This is a genomic window from Paraburkholderia sp. RL17-381-BIF-C, assembly GCF_046026435.1.
In the GTDB taxonomy this organism is placed as follows: domain Bacteria; phylum Pseudomonadota; class Gammaproteobacteria; order Burkholderiales; family Burkholderiaceae; genus Paraburkholderia.
This window is the reverse complement of the sequence record NZ_JARESX010000005.1, coordinates 60,575-81,250: the sequence shown is the minus strand read 5'-3', so window position 1 is coordinate 81,250 and position 20,676 is coordinate 60,575. Positions and strand designations below refer to the sequence as shown.

The 20,676-nt window shown below is 63.7% G+C and carries 16 protein-coding genes; 6 read left to right on the top strand and 10 right to left on the bottom strand.

What is annotated here, in order from left to right:
- Window positions 1-104 precede the first annotated feature (104 nt).
- The 3 genes from P0D70_RS05600 (at window position 105) to P0D70_RS05590 (ending at window position 2,480) form a co-directional block, all read left to right on the top strand.
- Entirely contained in the window at window positions 105-569 is a 465-nt protein-coding gene (locus P0D70_RS05600) for a VOC family protein (protein ID WP_408183390.1), read from the top strand.
- Window positions 570-605: 36 nt separating this feature from the next.
- On the top strand, window positions 606-1,076 hold the full coding sequence (locus P0D70_RS05595) for a VOC family protein (protein WP_408183388.1): 471 nt from the start codon (window positions 606-608) through the stop codon (window positions 1,074-1,076).
- A gap of 195 nt (window positions 1,077-1,271) precedes the next feature.
- Window positions 1,272-2,480, top strand: coding sequence for an MFS transporter (locus P0D70_RS05590; RefSeq protein WP_408183385.1), 1,209 nt, complete (start codon window positions 1,272-1,274; stop codon window positions 2,478-2,480).
- A 62-nt stretch (window positions 2,481-2,542) separates the two neighbouring features.
- Here P0D70_RS05590 and P0D70_RS05585 read toward each other — a convergent pair whose 3' ends face one another.
- The 4 genes from P0D70_RS05585 to P0D70_RS05570 all read right to left on the bottom strand — a co-directional run bounded on the left by P0D70_RS05585 (window position 2,543) and on the right by P0D70_RS05570 (window position 7,252).
- A complete protein-coding gene (locus P0D70_RS05585) occupies window positions 2,543-3,346 on the bottom strand; it encodes a transglutaminase-like domain-containing protein (RefSeq protein WP_091796051.1) in 804 nt (267 codons plus the stop codon).
- Between the two features lie 102 nt (window positions 3,347-3,448).
- Window positions 3,449-4,357 (bottom strand): transglutaminase family protein, encoded by a 909-nt coding sequence (locus P0D70_RS05580; protein WP_091796053.1) that lies wholly within the window; start codon window positions 4,355-4,357, stop codon window positions 3,449-3,451.
- Window positions 4,358-4,739: 382 nt separating this feature from the next.
- A complete protein-coding gene (locus P0D70_RS05575) occupies window positions 4,740-6,167 on the bottom strand; it encodes an HdeD family acid-resistance protein (protein ID WP_408183381.1) in 1,428 nt (475 codons plus the stop codon).
- Between the two features lie 152 nt (window positions 6,168-6,319).
- The gene (locus P0D70_RS05570; RefSeq protein WP_091796059.1) at window positions 6,320-7,252 is read right to left on the bottom strand and encodes a recombination-associated protein RdgC; all 933 of its coding nucleotides are present in this window, start codon (window positions 7,250-7,252) and stop codon (window positions 6,320-6,322) included.
- A 215-nt stretch (window positions 7,253-7,467) separates the two neighbouring features.
- On the opposite strand from P0D70_RS05570, the gene P0D70_RS05565 reads away from it, so the two are divergent.
- On the top strand, window positions 7,468-8,016 hold the full coding sequence (locus P0D70_RS05565; RefSeq protein ID WP_091796062.1) for an ester cyclase: 549 nt from the start codon (window positions 7,468-7,470) through the stop codon (window positions 8,014-8,016).
- An 87-nt stretch (window positions 8,017-8,103) separates the two neighbouring features.
- Complete coding sequence (locus P0D70_RS05560; RefSeq protein WP_091796065.1) at window positions 8,104-8,424, top strand: hypothetical protein; 321 nt, start codon at window positions 8,104-8,106, stop codon at window positions 8,422-8,424.
- 92 nt (window positions 8,425-8,516) lie between these two features.
- On the opposite strand, the gene P0D70_RS05555 is transcribed toward P0D70_RS05560, so the two are convergent.
- From P0D70_RS05555 to msbA, 5 genes are all read right to left on the bottom strand, one after another.
- Window positions 8,517-9,776 (bottom strand): glycosyltransferase, encoded by a 1,260-nt coding sequence (locus tag P0D70_RS05555; RefSeq protein ID WP_408183560.1) that lies wholly within the window; start codon window positions 9,774-9,776, stop codon window positions 8,517-8,519.
- Window positions 9,773-11,119 (bottom strand): O-antigen ligase family protein, encoded by a 1,347-nt coding sequence (locus P0D70_RS05550; RefSeq protein WP_408183378.1) that lies wholly within the window; start codon window positions 11,117-11,119, stop codon window positions 9,773-9,775. The genes P0D70_RS05555 and P0D70_RS05550 overlap by 4 nt, the downstream gene beginning before the upstream one ends.
- Entirely contained in the window at window positions 11,119-12,246 is a 1,128-nt protein-coding gene (locus P0D70_RS05545; protein WP_408183376.1) for a glycosyltransferase family 9 protein, read from the bottom strand. Before P0D70_RS05545 ends, P0D70_RS05550 begins: the two co-directional genes overlap by 1 nt.
- A 345-nt stretch (window positions 12,247-12,591) precedes the next feature.
- The gene (locus tag P0D70_RS05540) at window positions 12,592-13,668 is read right to left on the bottom strand and encodes a glycosyltransferase family 4 protein (RefSeq protein WP_408183374.1); all 1,077 of its coding nucleotides are present in this window, start codon (window positions 13,666-13,668) and stop codon (window positions 12,592-12,594) included.
- Between the two features lie 116 nt (window positions 13,669-13,784).
- Complete coding sequence (msbA, locus tag P0D70_RS05535; RefSeq protein ID WP_408183372.1) at window positions 13,785-15,578, bottom strand: lipid A export permease/ATP-binding protein MsbA; 1,794 nt, start codon at window positions 15,576-15,578, stop codon at window positions 13,785-13,787.
- Between the two features lie 252 nt (window positions 15,579-15,830).
- Here msbA and P0D70_RS05530 point away from each other — a divergent pair, with 252 nt between their 5' ends.
- On the top strand, window positions 15,831-16,592 hold the full coding sequence (locus P0D70_RS05530) for a glycosyltransferase family 2 protein (protein ID WP_408183370.1): 762 nt from the start codon (window positions 15,831-15,833) through the stop codon (window positions 16,590-16,592).
- Between the two features lie 199 nt (window positions 16,593-16,791).
- On the opposite strand, the gene dnaE is transcribed toward P0D70_RS05530, so the two are convergent.
- On the bottom strand, window positions 16,792-20,373 hold the full coding sequence (gene dnaE, locus P0D70_RS05525) for a DNA polymerase III subunit alpha (RefSeq protein WP_408183368.1): 3,582 nt from the start codon (window positions 20,371-20,373) through the stop codon (window positions 16,792-16,794).
- Between the last annotated feature and the right edge of the window lie 303 nt (window positions 20,374-20,676).

The window sequence follows — 20,676 nt, the reverse complement described above, 5'->3', positions numbered from 1 at the left end:
CGGAGTGTCGATTCAACGGTGATGCACTCGTCGTAACGTTGAAGGCCTGACTCGCACAGTCGGTCTTTCAACTCACGAACCTGTTACTTCAAGGAGTCGCCGTCATGTCCAGCAACGCTGTCAAACCGATCCCCGACGGGATGCACGCGCTCACCCCGTACCTGATCTGCGCCAACGCCGCGGACGCCATCGCGTTCTATACCAAGGCCTTCAACGCCGTCGAACAGATCCGCCTGCCCGGCCCGGGCGGCAAGGTCATGCACGCCACCCTGAAGATCGGCGATTCCATGCTGATGCTGACCGACGAATGGCCCGAGCACCACTCGTTCGGCCCGAACTCGCTGAAAGGCACGCCGGTCACGATTCACCACTATGTGGAAGATGTCGACGCCAGCTTCAAGCAGGCCGTCGAGGCCGGCGCGACCGTCGTGTTGCCCGTCACCGACATGTTCTGGGGCGACCGCTACGCCCAGCTGAAAGACCCGTTCGGCCATAGCTGGTCGCTGGCCACGCACAAGCGCGACCTGAGCGTGGAAGAAATCCAGCAAGCCATGGCCGCCATGAAGTAATGGGCGGTTCGTCCGGTGAGAAGGAGGAGCTACGTCATGCAAAAGATTGCACCGTGTCTGTGGTTCGACGGCAAAGCGGAAGAAGCGGCCCGCTTCTACACGTCAGTGTTTTCCGATTCCCGCATCGCCACGACGATGCACTACACCGACGCCGGCCCCGGGCCGAAGGGTGACGTGCTGGCCGTCACGTTCGAGATTGAAGGCCAGGAGTTCATGGCGCTGAACGGCGGCCCTCAGTTCACCTTCACACCGGCGATTTCGCTGTTCGTGCACTGCCGTTCGCAAGAGGAGATCGACCGCTACTGGACCCGACTCACCGACGGCGGCAAGCCATGGCAATGCGGCTGGCTGCAGGACAGGTTCGGCGTCTCGTGGCAGATCGTGCCGGACGTGCTCGGCGAAATGCTGCGTGACCCGGACACCGCCAGGGCGAGCCGTGTGATGTCCACCATGATGCATATGGTCAAGCTGGATATCGCGCCGCTCGAAGCGGCTTATCGCGGCTAGCAGCAGGTTGCGATAAGCCGTGCGGTTGGAGCGTATTCGCCGTACGGTAGGCGCAAAGTTCCGCGCAAGCTCGGCGCTCCGCCCGCACGGCTCGCGAGCTTGCCTTGACTCCCCGGCGCAACACGGTGCGCTGCGGCGCGAGACCGCCATCTTTGATAGGATCGGTCTCGACCCATAAACGGCGGGACATCAACGGTGCGCGTCAACCATCAGGCTTTTTTCTGCTCGCTGTTTGTCGCGCGTCTCGCCGATCAGGTCCTGCTGTTTCTCGTGCCGCTCGTCGTCTTCCAGACGACACACCAGGTTTCGTGGTCGGGGCTGGCGTTCTTTATCGAAACGCTGCCCCGCTACCTGGTGTTTCCCTTCTTCGGCGCCTTGTGCGACCGCGTCTCGCCGCTCAGACTGATGCGCGTCAGCCAGACCGTGCGCGCGCTGACGTGTTTCGGCGGCATGATCGCTTATGCCATGTTCGGCGGCATCGGCTGGCTGATCGCACTTTCGGCGGTTTGCGGCGTGTTGACGAGCCAGGGGCTCGTCGCGCGTGAAGTCATGCTGCCGCAGATCTTCAGCACGCAGCGGTTCCAGCGTGTACTCGCCTATTCGCAGTTGGCCGACCAGTTGGGTTTCGTGCTCGGTCCGATGCTCGCCGCGCTGCTGCTCGGCCTGTGGCGTTGGGAATGGGTGGTCGGCGCAACCGGTGTGCTGTTTCTGCTCGCCGACGGCGCGCTGCTGCTATGGCAACGTACGAGCGGTTTTCGGGCCACGGATCCGCCGCCCGCCGACGCGGGCCACTGGACGCTGCCCGTGCGCATCGCGCTGCGTCACGTGCTGGTTCTACCCGGCCTGAAGAAAGTCGTACTGCTCGCCGCCGCCGAAAATCTGGTGATCGGCGTGACGCTCGCCACGTCCGCTGCAATGGTGACCGGCGTTCATGCGCAATCGAGTCACTACTACGCCGGCTTGCAAACGGCCGGCGCCGTGGCAACGGTACTGATTCTGTTGACGATCGCCCGCGCCGCATGGCCGGCCCGTCGCCTGGGTCTCGTCGCCTTCGTTTCGATCTGCGCAGGCGGCGTGATCGCCGGCGCCAGCGCGGCTCCTTGGGGTTATGCGCTCGGCTTCCTGCTGATCGTCGGCTTCGACAAAATGTTCAACGTGTACATTCGCAGCGCACGGCAGCAAATCATTCCGCCACAGGATTACGGCAAGACAACCGGCGTGGTGATCCTGCTGAACAACATGACGCAGCCGCTCGCCGGGCTCCTGGTCAGCGTGTTCTCCGCACGCACGCAAGCCGGCCCGCTGATCGTGATCCTGTCGCTGACAATGGGTGGTATCGGCGCGGCGGTGTCGATCGGCGCGGCGCTGGCGCGCAGGAAACGCGGGCTCGCGCTGGGGGAATGATGCCGCGCCAATTCACATGAGCGCCGTCTTGTGAATCAAGTTTGTCTTCAACGGCCACGCTTCTAAACCGGCTCGCACACCACCTCGAACTTCAGCAGTTGCGTCGGCCCAAAGGCATTGCTGATCGCGACATCGGCCGCGTCGCGCCCGCGAGCCATCAGAACACGCCCCGTACGCGGCGCATTATTGCGCGGGTCGAACGTCTGCCAGCAGCCGCCGATATACGCCTCGAACCACGCGGCAAAATCCATCTGCGCGTAAGGCGGCGGCAGGCCGACGTCGCTGATATAGCCCGTGCAATAGCGCGCCGGAATATTCATGGCTCGGCATAGCGCCACGGCCAGATGCGCGAAATCCCGGCATACGCCTTTGCGCTCCTGCCAGGCTTGCCATGCGGTCTTGGTCGGCCGCGCAAAGTCGTAGCCGAACACGATGTGGTTGTGCACATAATTGCAAATCGCATCCACGCGCACACGGCCAAGCGGCAGTGTGCCGAAGGTCTGCCACGCAAATTCGGAGAGCAGATCGGTTTCGCAATAGCGGCTGCCCAGCAAAAACACCATCGTATCGTCAGGCAGCATTTCCACCGGATGCTGTTCGGTGTATGGTGGCCGCGTCTCCGGCTCCGACGACACCTCCAGCACCGCGCGCGTCGCAAAGGAAATTTTTCCCGGCGGCGCCACGAGCCGGCTGCACAGGTTGCCGAAGCTGTCGCGATACTGGCGGATCGGCACCGCCGGATCGACCACCAGCAGATCGGGATCCAGCACCTCTTTCGCATGCGAATAGTGGGTGTTCAACATCAGCAGCATCGGCGTCGGTTGCACACATTCATAGACCAGCTCGTACCCAACGCGCAATTTCATCGCGGCGCCCTTTTCCAGTTGAAACGTTCAATTGACGTGCGAACACGTTTCGATTCGAGCATCCGGGACATCGTCGCGTCCTTACTCGCCCTTGCGTCACACTCACGCGCCTTCGGTCACGCTCACATCCACCTGCAAACCCTGAAACGAATGCGGCGCCCCATGCCACGTGCCCCACAACGGCAACGCCTGATAGGCGTTCCACGCCACCGCCACGCGAATCAGATGGCGGTTGCCGACAATGCTGTTGGTCGGATCGAAATCGACCCAGCCGGCACCCGGCAGATAGATTTGCAACCACGCGTGCGTCGCGCCGCCGCCTTGCGTGGCCTCGTGCTCGGGCACGTCGGGCACGAACAGATAGCCGCTCACGAAACGCGCCGCGAGACCGAGCGAGCGCACCGCGTCCATCATCAGCACGGCGAAATCGCGGCAACTACCACTGCGACTGCGCAAGGTTTCGCCTGGGCGATTCACGCCTTTCTCCGTGCGGCGCACATAGAAAAACGAACTCTTGATTTCGAGCGTCATGGCGCGTAGCAGCGCCATCGTGCCGCCGGCGCCGCCTTTGCCGCCCTTAGCCGCGCCACCCGCAGTGGGCACGAAACGACGCGCCCATTCGTCGACGTCGCTATCCGGATGCGGGCGGCTGCGCGCGTTCACGAGATCGGACGCTTCCTCGTTGGTGTACGCGAACGGCCAGTTCACCGCATACGGTTCGAGTGCGTAATCGGGCATTGGCGCTTCGAAGTGCTCGAGCGTCACTTCGCTGTCAAAGCGCAATTCGCGCGCCTTGTCCGCGAAACTCGCGACCGCCACCGAGTTATCGAATACGTCGTGCAGCCAATGCAGCCGCGACGGCGTGGGCGTGATTACCAACTGGTTGGTCACGAGGCGCAAATCGTGACTCGCGCGCGGACGGAACATCATGCGATGCTCGCCGAAACGCACGGGTTCGGAGTAACGGTAGATGCTGACGTGGCGCACCGTGAATCGCTGCGGCTCATTCATCTGACCACCCGATGGATGCCGCTGGGTTCGTCCTGTCCATCGCGTTCACGCTTATAAAAAAGCCACAGCCGCAGCGGGCGAAGAACGCGCCGCGCGGTTTTGATCCTCAATGAGCGACGGCCGGATTCCGGTGTGGTCGAGCGGTGTCAACGACAAACTGACGGGTTGAGCATACACCCGCCATATTGGTTGAAAACACTCATTTGGGCTGTACGGCGCGCGCTCGGAGTTATCAACAGAATCTGTTCGCAAATCTGTGCATAACTAACCGGCAAAAACTGCAAGCTATTGATGTGACTGCCATTTTTACCGCGACGTCGAAGTTGGGCAACGCTGCCCGCGAGCGTGCTCACCCTCGCTTCATGCACGCCTCATTCGCGCCTCATTCACGCACCGTGCCACGCGCCGCATCCTCATCGCCGCGCGCATGTCGTGCTTCCTCACGCCATTGCTGGCGCGAACGAACCATTCGGCGCAGCGCAAGGCGCGCCATCTTGACCCAGCCCGAGGGCCGCGGATCGGCCAGCATGCTGAGGGCGCGCGCATAGTCGAGCGTGAGGCCTGGCGTCCATGCCATCGTTGCGGCTCGCTTGCGCACTTGCGCCGCGACCCACAACTCGGGTGTCGCGATCACGCGCAGAAACGGCCGCCATCCGCCGAGACCGCCCCACACGCGCGCCGATGCCCCTTCGATCGCGGCCTCCAGTGCGCGCGAGACCGTGCTCGAACAGTTGCGGTGCGTGAGGTTGTATGTGGTGTCCTGTCGATACGTGTCCCAGAAGCGGCGCAGCCGGACGGGATCGTAGTTGCGGATTCGCACCTGCACCGTCGAAGCACACCACGCTTTCGACTCGGTCGCGTAATCGGGCTGGAATAGCCCCGGCACGTCGTTCTCGCGCGTGGCGCGTAAAAGCCGCGCGAAGTCGTCGGGCGAGCGATCGATCTCGACACCCGGATAAAGGCTGATGTAGATGCCCTCGGGCGATTCGAGCGCGGCATGACCGGTCGATATCACGCCATTGCGATCCACCGCCGCGATATAACGGTCGACGATCGGCTGCCGCCGCGCCTCGCCTTTTGCCGACCCGACCGGCGTCCACACATGCACGGTCAACGCGGCTTCGTCGGCGGCGGGCGGACCGTCCCATTCGTGGGCGATCACACGGCTGGCAGCGAGTTCGCTCGCGGCAGCGATGCCGGCATCCGCCGCGGAATCTTTCGCGGCAAGCCCGGGGCTCGCGGCGGCAGCAGGATTCGAAGCGAGCCGCCGCACTCGCGTGCTCAGCAGGAGCATGTTCCAGCCGCCAAAGATCAGGCCGAGACCGAGACAGTAAGGCACCGTGCCGACGTAGTGAGTCGGATAAGGTTGATAGAAGAAAATCGCCAGCGCGATTTCGACGCCACCGCCGATCATCGCGAGCCGCCACGTGCGATAGCGGACCACGTTGGCCGAGACGATCTGCAGCAGTCCATCGGCGAAAAAGAGCGTGCCGAAGATCATCGACAGAATGAAGTTGCCGTGCTCGTGGCCGACCAGAATCAACGCCGCCGCAGTGGCGAATGCAATGCCTTTCACATAGCGCAGCGTGCGTTGCCCGCCCATGCCGGTCCAGGCGACGGCCAGCGTGGCGAGACCTTCCAGCAACAGGAGTAACGCGAACGGTGTGATCGGAAAGTAAAGCGCGCTATCGAGCGCGTCGATGAACACGAAAACGCCGAGCAGCACACTGATGCAGCCGACGAGCCGCAGCGACCGCCAGCGCGTGCGCAGATAATCGACTCCCAGCAGAATCATGACGAGACGAACCATCGCAAGCCCTCCGTGACTGACGCGCGCTGCTGCCGATCGCCATCTTATACACGTTCACAGATCGGGCGCACAATGCTTCGCCACGACGAGGCTGCCACACGCACGCGGCGCGCCCTATTCAGACGCGCCGGCGTGCCGGCAACTGAAGTCTCTTATGCCGCTGCGGCTTGCGGAACCGCTTCGCCCTGCTCGCCGCCCAACGCGTCGAGCAGATCGCACAGCATGCGGTCGAGTTCGGCGGTCATCAGCGTGAGGTCAGAGTCGAACCGTTCGTCGTCGTTTTGCGCGGTAGGATCGCTTGCTTCTTTCAGCACGTCGAGCGGCGCAATGCGCTTGATCGTGAGCGACGGCGTCAACACGAACGACACACGATCGTTCCACGTCATGGCAAGCCGCATGCATTGCTTGCCGGCTTCGATATGACGGCGCATATCTTCGGCATCCAAAGTATGTCCCACGTAGCGTACGGTCGCATTGCCTTCCGCAGGCGAACGCAGCTCGGTGTCCTGGTCGAGCGTGAAGCCGGCGGGACCTTCGCCTGAAAGCAGCCATTCAGTCATGGCCGCGACCGGCGAATGCGTGACGCGCACCGTGCCGAGCGGCAATTGATCGATCGACTTCACCAGCAGGCCGCGCACTTCATCGGCAACCGCTTGCGAGCCGGCGTCGATCACGAGCCAACCGTTCTTGCAATCGATCCACACGCGCGTATCGCGACGAATGCTGAAGGCGCGCGGCAGCAGTTCGTCGGTGACCTGCTCCTTGAGTTCGCGCATCTGTTTGCGGCCCGGTTTGAAGCCTTGCTGTTCCTCGAGTTCGAGCGCGCGCGCCTTGGTCACTTGCGTGACGACCGAAGCCGGCAGCAGTTTCTTCTCGGCGCGAAACACCAGCAGCATCTGGCCATTGAGCGCGTACACCAGCGAGTCGTTAGCGTCGCTCTCGCGCGGCGGTGCCCAGCCGTGGCTTTGCATCTCGACGCTGTTGCCGGGCGCGAACGCATGCGGCGCGAGCCACTTCTGCATCTGTTCTGGGGTGACGGACCACGGAGCGGGAAGACGGTGAAGCTGAAGGTTTTTGAACCACATGGGCAGAGTCGTGTACGGGCAAAGCGCACCATTCTATCTGACGATAGACATCGCGCGGCCGGCCGAACTGACTCGCTGCGTCAGCCAAACGCTCATACAACGGCGGTCATTTTCAAAAATGGATAGACAATCCTTTAAGCGACAGACCAATTATCAAACACGACCATTGGCCAGAGAATGCGCTTCATCCACTTCAACTCTCTCTGGAGCGCACCATGTCCGCATCGCCGATGTCCCGAATCGCCCGTCATCTGTTGGTTGTCGCGAGCCTCGCGGGCGCGCTGAGCGCCCATGCCGCGAGCGACGCCGACCTGCCCGCGCCGCACCACCTCGCTGTCGCATCGAACTCGGCGCAATCCGCCGCGATCGTGCAAAGCGCACGCCGCTACGCCGCTTTCTGGAACACCGGCGACGAGGCCTACGCGAAACTCGCGCTGTCGCCGGCCTTCGTGGACCGCACCTTGCCGGACGGCCGCCCGCAAGGTCCTGATGGTCCGCTGCAGGCATCGAAGGGATTTCGTGCGGCGGTGCCCGATCTCCACGCGGAGATCGACGACCTCGTCGTGGCGGGCGACCGGGCCTCGGTTCATCTGCATTTCTACGGACACTTCACCGGGCAGTTCCAGAACCTCAAAGGCAACGGCCAGACCATCGACTTCCAGGCCTTCGATCTGTATCGCGTGAAGGACGGCCGCATCGTCGAAAACTGGCACCTTGAAGACAATCTGACGCTGCTCAAGCAACTCGGCGCCATCAAGCCGTAGTGGTTTTGCCGAATCCGTTTGGGAGCGCGCTTCAGCTTCAAATCACCTAGACTTTTTGAGAAGCGCGCGACCTAGACGGAGGCGGCCATGGCCGATGAAACCGCACCCTGGCAAATGGTGGAATACGAGGGTTTTGAGATTCACGTGGCGCCTCGTCCGAAAAACCCGCCCAGCGAGGGGCACGCGCCGGCCGCAGCGGATAACCGCTATACGTACGTCGGCTATGTTTGCCATCCTGGCGCGGACCCGACCATCCCAGGGCATGCGGTGCCGTTTCACGCCGACGGCGAAGAGAGCTTCGCGGGCGAGGACGAGGCGTTGTACGAAGGTGTGCACGTGGGACGCAGCATTGTGGAAGGCACGCATCCAGACCTGACCGTGTTGCCACTGGTGACTGGCGGCGTGTGAATCTGGCGCGGTTCAGCGTGACGTTGGTGCGCCCGGCGAATCCTGCATCGTGCAACGGCACAACGCCAGTGCGCGTGAGCCTGGCGCGCGCTTCAGCGCAACGCCTGCACGTCCTGTGAATCCTGTTGCGCCGAAAGCCGCAACGCCAGGTCCAGCATGCGCTGGTTGGCGCTGGCCGGCGTGAACGTTTCGACCTTTTGCTGCGCTGCTTGCACGAGCGTGCGGCGCAATTCCGTGTCGGTCAGCAGACGTTCGATTGCGCGCGCCATCGCGTCCACGTCGCCGACCGGCACCAGCAGGCCGGCCTTGCCGCCTTCCAGCAAATCCCTTGGCCCAGTCGGACAATCTGCCGACAGCACCGGCGTGCCGAGCGCCATGGCCTCGCCGAGCACCATGCCGAAACCCTCATAACGACTGCTCAACACCAGCAGTTCCGCCTGCCGGATATAAGGCGCTGGATTCGCGCAGAAACCCAGAAAATGCACCGCTGTACCGATCCCGAGTTCGTCGGCGAGTTGCTCCAGTTCGCGCCGGTCGCGCCCCTCGCCGATCAGAACGAGCGCCGCCTTGCAACGGCCACGCTCGCGCACCTGAGCGTAGGCTCTCAGCAGCGTCTTGTGATCCTTCTGCCCTTCGTCCAGGCGCGCCACCGAAACGATGAACGAGTCGGCCGGGCGTTCGATCGGCGCGCGCGCCGCGCGCCGCAGTGCATCGACGTCGATCACATTCGGCAATTCGACGATATCCAGCGCGGTTGCCGAGAAGAGTTCCTGCGCCTCGCGCAGCATGGCGGGCGTCAGCACGGCGATCGCCGAATAACGTGAATAATGCTTGACCCGCCGGGCGATGTAGCGCGCGCTCTTGCTGCCGAGCCGCGCCGCCAGGCTGAAATGGCTCACGCCGAACCACGGCACATGGCCGCTTCCCGCCACGTGGCGCAGCGAGAAATCGAAATCGCAGATCAGATCGTGCTGCCTGGCGAGACGCCGCATGCGCAGCGCAGCCAGCGGCCGGATCGCGCCATAGGTCAGCAGCTTGTGCAATAACTTCTCGCCCTTGCCCAGCTTGCGCTTTCGGGCCTCCTGATGAAGCGAGTACATCCACTTCGATGAGGCGAGCACATGGACGGGCACGTCGTCGGGGGTCGACTGCGCGCGCCAGAACAACAGGTCGTCGGTCGGATACGCCACCGAGAGGCTCGGCGCGAACAGCCGCCGGTCGAGCGTCTTGAGCCACGACAGAAGCGCGGTCTCGGTGCCGCCTTTACCGAAATCGTTGATATGGAACAGGATACGCAGCGGCGTGCGGTCAGCTTCGGTAGCGTGCGGGTTTGCGTTGGTCACCTTGGTTATTCGCCCAGCTTGGCTGTTGGCGCTTCACGCCGCTGTTCACTGCGTACTGCCGTGACCTTGCCGCGTACAGTGTCGAGCGACGCTTCGCCGGAAGCGCCGACTTGCTCCGCACAACCCAGCAGCAGGCCCGCAAACGCCCAGAATGCGAGCATGGTGGTCTGCCACATGAAATCGTCGGTGGTATTTTTCGCGATCATGCCGGCCACCAGCGCGACGCCCGCTGCGCACAACCAGGGCTCGACCCGCCGAAGCCGCCAGAAGCGCGCGACGAGGCACAGCAACAACGCCGTCTGCAGCGCGACGCCGATGAAGCCCGTCTGCAACCACGTGTTGATGAACAGGTTGTGCGCGTGAGTCAGCGCCTGCGGTTCGACCGCCAGCAAACTGGCGGGCATTTCGCCACGATAGACGATCCCCGGCAACGGCTTGCCGAAGCCCACTCCGACCCACCTATGGCGCTCGGCTTCGCTGACATAAAACGCCCACAGCTTCGGACGCGTGTCAGCCGATACCGTGTCGCCGATCGCGGACAGCGAGCCGGGCACGTAGACCTGATGACCGTCGATCGCGACATCGCGCGGCTGGCTGGCGGCGGGCGCGGTGCCGGCCGTGCGCAGACGGGAACTGAACTCGAGCGTGCCGACGCCGGCCGCGCCGACCACGGCGACGACCAGCACCGCCAGCAACAGGCGGCGCCGGTAGAGCGGAAACAACGCGACCAGAAGCGTCACGGCGGCCGCCGGCCAGAAGAATCGATTGAGGGTCGCCAGTCCGATGAACAGGCACAGCACGATGCCGCTCGCGCCGATCACGCGCCAACGCGGCTTCAGCAGGAAGCCGGCGAAGAGCGGCATGGCAAACACCGCGAGCGTGCTGGTATGGCCGACGCGATTATAGAAATGCAGCGGAAAAGTATTGGCGGTGGGCGGCTGCAGATGCCCCCAGTAGAGCGCGCTGATCACGGCGAGCACCACGCAGGCGCCCCAGTTGACGAGCACCACGGGCGCCGGCCGCCGCAGTTCGGTGCCGAACAGCCAGAAGCCCCAGAACGACACCAGCGGATAGAGCACCTCGTCGCACCACGCGTGCAGGCTGATCATCGGATACATGGACCATGCGACAGAAGCGAGGCTCCAGCCGGCCCAACCCACGATGGGCAGCACCAGCGGCCACTTCAATAGCGATGGCCGGTTCGCCGAACAGGCGGCCGCCACGACGCCGAGCGCCATCAGTGCGAGCGCATTGAAGACGAGCGCCGTCATGTGGCCGAACATCACCACGAACAGAATCACGGGACAGGCAACCCATAACACGCGCTCCACTCGCGCAGCCGTGTGAGTCATTACACTTTCACCAGAACATTTTGCAATGCGTTGTACACCGACTCGACAGACAGCCGGCCCATACACTCGGCATGGTCGCCGCGCCAGGCCACACAGGTCGTCTCGTTGCGATCACAGCGCCGCACCCATGCTACCTTGCGGCGGAATATAAAAGGCTGATCGCGACAGGGCATCTCCGCGATCGTAATGGGCACGAACGGCACTTCGCGCCAGTAGCGCCCCGCGCCATGAATCGAAGCGTTGCCCGGGCCGAACAGCGCAAGCGTGGGCACCCCAATCAGACGCCCCAGATGCGCGACCCCGGTATCGGGACAAACCACGGCTTGTGCGCCGGCAAACAGATGCCACAACTCGCCGAGGCCAAGCCGCGCCGCCAGGTTGGGATGATGAGGGTCCGGGTCGATCGCGCGAATCAGCTCGGCTTCGCCGGGGCCGCCGGTCCAGACCGGCAGATAGCCAAGCGCTTCCACACGTTGCGCAAGCTCGCGCCAGCGCGTATTGGGCCAGCGTTTGACGCTGGTGCTCGCCCCCGGATGAAGCACGACGTAAGGTTTCGCCAGTAGCGACGGCTCGGGTAACGCCGCATGCTGCGGCGCGGGCCAGTCGGCGGGCGCGTAAGCGCGCGGCGGCGGTCCGTCGACCAGTTCCGCGGCGAGGTCGGCCCACGCGGCCGGCGCCGCGGGATACGGCGCGCTCCGGTTGAGCGGCCAGTTCTTCCAGGCCGGCTCATCGCCCGCGTGTCCGACGATCCAGCGGCAGCCCGCGCCCAACGCGAGCCAGCTGTGACGATTGTCGCCGAGCACCATGCCGAGGTCGTAAGGTCCGGAAAGCAAAACGTCCCGCACCGACTTCGCATCACGCGGATCGAAGGGCAAGACCGTGACGTCGAAAGGCCGACCGGCATACAGCGGCACGATCGCCTTCGGACAGGTCAGTACGATCTGCGCTTGCGGATATTGCGCGCGCAACTTGGCGAGCAGCGGCGTGAGCAGCAGCGTGTCGCCAAGCAACAAATGGTGTGCAATCAGAATGCTGCGCGGATGCCGTGGCTCGCGGCGCAGTGGCTTGATCAACAATCGCGGGATAGCCCGCGCAAAAATACGAAGACGCCCGGCAAGCCGACTCATAGGCTCATCGGCGCGTTGGTTCCCGCCGCGATCTTGCTGTGCGCCGATACCCGGCGCGAGGTCGCGTTCGCCATGCACAATCTCCAGCGGTATTCTTCCCGAAGGCCTCCAGTGCAGCGGCTACGGCCCCGTCACGACGGGCCGGCGCGGCTCGGGATGCGGCGCCTCTCGCCCGCCGCCTGTCCAGGCCGGCATGGAAAGCTCGATGAAATAAGTGGGTGTTCGGCCCGAATTGAGTTCGAGCGTTGAGAGTGAAAAATTATAACATGTGACCCTGCCGCGGAACGGCGCGAAACCGCGCCAGCAAGGCCGCCCGCTCCTTGTGCGACAAGGGTCCGGCGGTCCCTAACGCGTCGCGTCGAGTTGCTCGGCCAACCTCAGCAGCGCGTCCACGTGAGCGGCTACGCCTGGGTCGTAAAGCACTGCGTCGCGGGCCCGTTCCGACGGCGCGCGACGCATGCCGTCGCGATGCGCCGCCACCGCCCGCTCGAGCGTGGCACGCAGATCCGCCACGTTGTCCGGTGCGAAAATGAATTTCGCGTGAGGGGCGATCGCATCGCAGCAGCCAATGGTCGACGGGAAAATGACCGGGGTGCCGCACATCACCGATTCGATACCGACCAGACCGAACGGCTCATACGTGGATGCGAGGATCGTGAAGTCCGCGGCCTGGTAACACTCGGCGAGCTCTTTCACATAGCCGATATAGCGCAGCCGCCCGGACGTGCGCGCGGGCGGCCGTCCGGCCACGGCCACCACCACGGGCAGCGCCGTGTCGGGCAGCGCGGCTTCGATGAGCGGCAAACCCTTGCGCTCATGGCTGCTCGACGGAAACAGCAGGACGATCTCGTCGTCGGCAAAACCATATTTGCGACGCAGGGTGGCGCGCGTCGCGGCGTCGGTCGGCGCGAAACGCGTGCCGTCCACGGGGGGGTACAGCACGCGGATTTTCGCCTCGTCTACGCCGTACAGTTCGCGCAGTTCGTCGTGCATCAGTTGCGAATGCGCGACCACGACCTTCGAGCGCTCGTACTGACGGCGCTCGAGCGCAATCTGCCAGCGGTCCGAACGCTTCTGCGCACGCCCTGTCGCCCGTAAAAAGCCGAGATGCGTGCCGCCGCAGATCGCCATATCGGACGAGTCGACGCGGTTGCAGCCGATCAGCACATCGACTTGCGCCGCACGACGTGCGCCGCGCAGCCGCCATGAAAACCAGCGGTCGCGCAACTTGCCCGGCAGAAACGACACGTTGATGCGGTGTGGCTCGACCATCGCGTATTCCGCCAGCGACGCATCGAAGCGACGCGCAAAGAAAGCCGGCTCGATGCCGCGCGCGGCGAGGCCGCGCACGAGATCCATGGCGTAGCGCTCTAGGCCGCCGCTGTGCTGCAGCGCGTTACTGGAAAGTCCAAGTTTCTTCATTCAGCAGACAGCGCGAGCCAGCGCCTCGTCAAATGTTAAGGGGCAAGTCATGCGCGGTCCGCGCTGGCGAACCGCGTGAATGGAGACCCGAATGGCCGATCGACGTGTCGCGCGCGTTACGCCGCGCTCTGCTGGAACTGGATGCGGTGCAGATGCGCGTACAGCCCGTCTTTCGCCAGCAGTTCACGATGACTGCCGCTCTCGACGATCCGCCCCGCTTCCATCACCAGAATCCGGTTGGCACGCTCGATGGTCGACAGGCGGTGCGCGATGACGAGCGTCGTGCGGCCCTTCATCAGCGTTTCCAGCGCGGCCTGGACGTGGCGTTCGGATTCGGAGTCCAGCGCCGACGTTGCTTCGTCGAGGATCAGGATGGGCGCGTCCTTGTAGATCGCCCGCGCAATCGCCAGACGCTGCCGCTGGCCGCCCGAGAGCATCATGCCGTTGTCGCCGACCAGCGTTTCGATGCCTTTCGGCATGGCCTCGACGGTGTCCCACAGGTTGGCCGCGCGCAACGCCGCCTTGACCTTGTCGGGATCGGCGACCTGTCCGTACGCGACGTTATTGGCGACCGTGTCGTTGAACAGCACCACGTCCTGACTCACCATCGCGATCTGGCTGCGCAGCGCGTGCAGATCGTATTCGGGGATCGCCACGCCATCGACCAGAATCTGACCGCCGCTCGGATCGAAAAAGCGCGGCAGCAGATTTACCAGCGTGGTCTTGCCGCTGCCCGACGGGCCCGCGAGCGCGACCATTTCACCCGGCGCCACCCTGAACGACACCTGGTCGAGCGTGTGGCGGTTGTGCGTGGCGTTCGCGCTGTAGTTGAACGAGACGTCGCGGAACTCCACTTCGCCGCGCGCGCGTTCCAGCGGCTTGCCGCCGCCTTCCGGTTCTGACGGCTCGTCGATCAGGCCGAAAATCAGCTCGCACGCCGTCATGCCGCGCTGCAGCGGCTGGTTCACGTCCATCAGGTGTTTGAGCGGCGAGATGATCAGCAGCATCGACGTGACGAAGGCGACGAAGCCGCCCACCGTGGTCTGATCCGACGACGACTGCACCACCGCGATCGTAATCACCACGGCGAGCGCGATCGACGCAAGGAACTGCGTCAACGGTTGCGCGAGTCCACCGGACACGGTCATGCGCATGGCATAGCCGCGCAGACGCTTGCTCATCGACTCGAAGCGATCCATCTCGTACTGCTCGCCGTTGTGCACCTTGACGACCTTGTAGCCGCCCACCGACTCTTCGACGATGTACGACAGCTCATTGGTCAGCAACTGATGCTCGCGGTTCAGACGGCGTAGGCGGCGGTTGATCTTGCCGACCAGCCAGCCGATCGCCGGCAGCAGCACCGCGACGATCAGCGTCAGACGCCAGTTCAGATAGAACAGATAGCCGAGCAGGAAGACCACGGTGAGCGAATCGCGCACCAGCGTGACCAGCACACTCAGCAGCACGTTGAGAATCTGGTTCACCTCGAAGACGATCGCGTTGATCACCGTGCTCGCGGTTTCGCGCTGGAAGAACGCGACGCTCGTATGAATCATGCGGCTGAACATCTTCAGACGCAGATCGAGCAGGATGTTGTTCGTCACGTAGGCAAGCAGATACCCGGATGCGTATTGCGACAGGCTGCGCACCAGCGCGAGGCCGATCACCGCGGCCGGCACGAACCACTTGGTTTTGTCGTTGGCATGCGCGCCGAAGCCCTTGTCCAGCAAAGGCTTGAGCAACGCAGGGATCGCCGCGTCGGTCGCGGCGCTGACGGCCATTGCAACGATTGCGCCGAGGAGAACCCAGATCAGCGGCTTGATATACGGCCACAGCCGTTTGAAGACGACGGCGGGCGACGACGCCTCACCTGTACCGATGGGTTTGCTTAACGTTGGCTTCGCGCTCAAGGAATCCTCGGAGAATGCGGGACGGCAACCGCGCGGCAGACGGAATGCCGGCCGGGCGGAATATCAAAAAAGAGCATTGTAAACGGTTGGGGATGGGCGTCGGCGGTTGGGGATCGGCTGTGTATACTTCGGCAACTCGCTTCGGCAACTCGCTTCGGCAACTCGCTTATGCCCGCTGCTTCGCGCAACATGCCTGGGGGGCGCCGGCTGGTGCGAAGCGTTCCGTCATTTTGCCCTTCACGCTACTCAGGTATGCAAGAAACCACCCTCGGCGTCGCCATCATCACCAAAAACGCGGCGGCGCGGCTGGCTGAATGCCTGCAAGCCGTGGCGTTCGCCGATCAGATCGTCGTGATCGACGGCGGCAGCACGGACGGCACCGCCGACATCGCCCGTTCGCACGGCGCCCGCGTGATCGAACAGACCGACTGGCCGGGCTTCGGCCCGCAAAAGAATCGCGCGGTCGACGCGCTCGGCACCGATTGGATTCTTTCGATCGACGCCGACGAAATCGTCTCACCGGAGCTGGCCTCAGCGATCCGCGCGGCGCTGGCCGCCCCAACCGCCGACGTTTATGCGGTAGACCGGCTGTCGAGTTTTTGCGGGCATTGGATTCATCACAGCGGCTGGTATCCGGACTGGATTCCGCGACTGTTCAAACGCGGCGCCGCGCGCTTCTCCGACGACCTGGTACACGAGCGGCTGGTGTTCGACACGCCGGCGCAGCGTCTCACCGGCAAGCTGATGCATTACTCGTACGAGGACTTTGAAGGTGTGTTGCGCAAGCTCGACGCGTATTCGACAGCGGGCGCCCAGCAACGTCACGCGGCGGGCCAGCGAGGTAGCTTCGGCAAGGCGCTCGGGCGCGGCGCGTGGGCGTTCGTGCGGACTTATTTGCTGCGTCGTGGTTTTCTGGACGGCCGCGCCGGTTTCATGATCGCGGTGTTCAATGCGGAGACGGTGTATTACCGGTTTTTGAAGCTGGCGCGCTTGGGGGAGAAGGCGCGGCGCTAGCTTGCGGGGCATGGGTCGCCAATCACCGTCGGTTGGTCTAGCCGGCTGATTGCCTCGCGCTCGTGAAAGATCGCACGCTTGATAAGGCGGCGTGCTTAGCGGCACTCGCTCATGCCCGCGTCGCAGGGATTCGCCGCTTCGAGTCACAGTCAGGTTTTGCCGCGCCATTGGCGCGGCAAAAGCCAGCATCAACCCACCATCAATACACGATCTCGATCGAGCTTCCGGCGAACTCACCGCGCAACGCCGCGAGCAGTTCGTCGGTCGGCTTCACGCGCCACGCGTCGCCCAGACGCATTTCACCTTCCGCGTTCTGGCTGCGATACACCACCTGCACGGCGAGCCCGTTCGGAATCTGTACCGCCTGACGCTGCCCACCACCGCCGTAGCCGCCACCATTGCGGCCACCACCGTTTCCACCGCCGTTCCCGCCGCGCGATGAAGCCGCCGGTGCCGCTGCCGCCGGCGGTTCGTCCTTGCCTGCGCTATGCGCTTCAAGCACACGACGCAATGCCAGCGCGTCCGCGTTGCCGTTCATCTGCACCTTCACGGCCTCAGCGTAACGACAGCGTGCGCGGCCGAGGTCCATGACCGTGTCGACAGTGAAACGAATCCCGCCGGTAAACGCGTCGTTACGCGCCTGGCCCTGCACGACCAGCAGTTCGTCTTCCTTGAACAGCTGCTTGTGCGCTTCGAACGTTTCGTTGAAAACCGTGACTTCGCATTGACCGGTGCCGTCGTCGAGCAGCGCGATCAGCATCTTGCCGCGCTGGGTCATCTGCGTGCGCAGCGACGCGATCACACCCGCGACCAGCTTGTCGCGGCCTTCCTTCAACTCGCCGATCTTCTGGCGCACAAAGCGGCGCACTTCGTTCTTGTAGGCATCGAACAGATGGCCCGACAGATAGAAGCCGAGCGCGGCCTTCTCTTCCTGCAGCTTTTTCTTTTCCGGCCATTCCGGCTCGTCGACCAGTTCGTGACCTTGCGACGGCGCGTCGCCCATGTCGAACAGGCCCGCTTGCAGCGCGTTGGCGCTCGCCTGCTCGGCGGCTTCCATGGCGAGCGAAACGGAGGCGATCAGTTGCGCGCGGTTCGCATGCAAGGTGTCGAACGCGCCAGCGCGGATCAACGCTTCAACCGTGCGGCGATTGACGATGCGGCGGTCGACCCGGTTGCAGAAATCGAAAATATCGATGAACGGACCGTCTTCGCGCGCGCGCAGAATTTCTTCGATCGCGTTCTGGCCGCTGCCCTTGATTGCGCCGAGGCCGTAGCGGATCGTTTTCGAGCGCTTGCCGTCAGGCTCGGCGACCGGCTCGAAGCGATACGCGGACAGATTCACATCCGGCGGCAGCACCGCCATCTTGTTCGTGAGACAGTCTTCGAACAGGATCTTGACCTTGTCCGTGTCGTCCATGGCGAGCGACATATTCGCCGCCATGAATTCCGCCGGATGGTGCGCCTTCAGCCATGCGGTGTAATACGCCAGCAGCGCGTACGCGGCCGCGTGCGACTTGTTGAAGCCGTAGCCCGCGAACTTCTCCATCAAGTCGAAGATTTCGTCGGCCTTCTCAGCGGTCAGACCGTTCTTCGCGGCGCCCTGGCGGAACAACTCGCGATGTTCGGCCATTTCCTCGGCCTTCTTCTTACCCATCGCGCGACGCAGCAAGTCGGCGCCGCCCAGCGAATAGCCGCCGATGATCTGCGCCATCTGCATGACCTGCTCCTGGTAGACCATGATGCCGTAGGTCTCTTTCAGAACAGATTCGACACGCGGATCCGGATATTCCACCACTTCGCGGCCGTGCTTACGCGCGCAGAAGCTCGGAATCAGGTCCATTGGGCCCGGACGGTACAACGCGACCAGCGCGATGATGTCCTCGAAGCGGTCAGGCTGCGCGTCTTTCAGCATGCCCTGCATGCCGCGGCTTTCCAGCTGGAACACGGCGACCGTATTCGCTTTCTTCAGGATCGAGAACGACGCCGGGTCGTCGAGCGGCACTTGCCCGAGCGACCAGTCCTGCTTGGACGGATCGAGACGCCGGATATAGCGCTCGGCCCAGTCGAGAATCGTGAGCGTGGTCAGACCCAAAAAGTCGAACTTCACGAGGCCGACGGCTTCGACGTCGTCCTTGTCGTACTGGCTCACCACGCCGCTTTCGTCGCCCTGCGTGTACAGCGGACAGAAATCGGTCAGCTTGCCCGGCGCGATCAGCACACCGCCCGCGTGCATGCCGACGTTACGCGTCAGCCCTTCCACGCGCTGCGCGAGTTCGAGCAGCTGATGCACTTCGTCTTCGTTGTCGAAGCGCTCCTGCAGCAGCGGCTCTTCCTTCATCGCGTCGGCAATGGTGACGTGCTTGCCCGGCTTGAACGGAATCAGCTTGGCGATGCCGTCCGTGAACATATAGCCGAGATCGAGCACGCGGCCGATGTCGCGCACCGCCGCCTTCGCCGCCATCGTGCCGAACGTGGCGATCTGCGACACGGCGTCCGCACCGTACTTTTCCTTCACGTACTGGATCACGCGATCGCGGCCGTGCTGGCAGAAGTCGATGTCGAAGTCGGGCATGGACACCCGCTCCGGATTCAGGAAACGTTCGAACAGCAGGTTGTAGCGCAGCGGATCGAGGTCGGTCACGCCGAGCGCGTATGCGACCAGCGACCCGGCGCCCGAGCCCCGGCCCGGACCGACCGGCACGCCGTTGTTCTTCGCCCAGTTGATGAAGTCCGCCACGATCAGGAAGTAGCCGGGAAAGCCCATCTTGATGATCGTGCCGCACTCGAATTCGAGGCGCTCGTAGTACGTGGCACGTTGCGCCGCGCGTTCGGCTTCGTCCGGATAAAGCTGCTCGAGACGCTTTTCGAGGCCCTCTTTCGACAGATGCACGAGGTAGTCGTCGAGCGACATGCCGTCGGGTGTGGGGAAGAGGGGCAGCTTCGGCTTGCCGAGTTCGAGCGTGAGGTTGCAACGCTTGGCGATTTCCACCGAGTTGGCGAGCGCCGACGGAATGTCCGCGAACAGCGCGGCCATCTCTTCCTGTGTGCGGAAATACTGCTCAGACGTAAAGCGCTTCGGGCGGCGCGGATTGGCCAGAATGTCGCCTTCGGAAATACACACGCGCGCTTCGTGCGCGGTGAAGTCGTCCGGCGTCATGAACTGCATGGGATGCGTGGCGACCACCGGCAGTTTCAGCGACGCCGCGAGTGCGACCGCCTGCTGCACGTAATGCTCGCCGCCGGGCTGACCGCAGCGCTGCAACTCGATATAAAAGCCGCCGGGGAATACCTTCGCCCAATGCAGCGCGTTGCGCTTTGCCGCTTCTTCGTTACCCGCCGCGAGCGCGAGGCCGATGTCGCCCTGCTGTGCGCCCGACAACGCGAGCAGCCCTTCGCCGAGACCCGTTTCGAGCCAGCCGGCCTCGACTTCCGCGCGACCGCGATACTGGTTGGTGAGCGACGCCTTGCTGAGCAGTTCGCACAGGTTCAGGTAGCCGCGCCGGTCCTTGACCAGCAGCAGCAAACGGGAAGGCTTGTCGCGGTCGTCCGGATTGGTGATCCAGACGTCGCAGCCGGCAATGGGTTTGACCCCTTTGCCACGGGCTTCCTTGTAGAAACGGACGAGGCCGAATGCGTTGCCGAGATCGGTGAGGGCGAGCGCGCCCTGGCCGTCTTTGGCGGCGGCCTTGACGACGTCGTCAAGGCGCACGATGCCATCGGCAATCGAGAATTCGGAGTGAACGCGGAGATGAACGAAGCGGGGATCTGACATGGGCGACATTGTAACTCCACCGTTCCGGAGTTTTCAGGCCAAAACCGCTCGTTGGCCGTCCGGCTTAGGGCGCAAACGCGCGAGCCGCGTGCACAGGCGTTTCTGAGGTGGCGGAGCATGCGGACGTCCGCCTGAGCAGGGCAAATCGACAGCAAGTTCGAGAACGATTTGCGCTACCGCAACCCGCTGGCCATTCGGCCGAGTCGGGGAACGCGCCGGGTTGAGAGATAATAGGGCTTTCGCCCCATTCGACGTGGCCGTGCCGCGTGGCGCCTGAAAGCGGGAGCCCAATGCGCCCCGTTTTCCGCAACG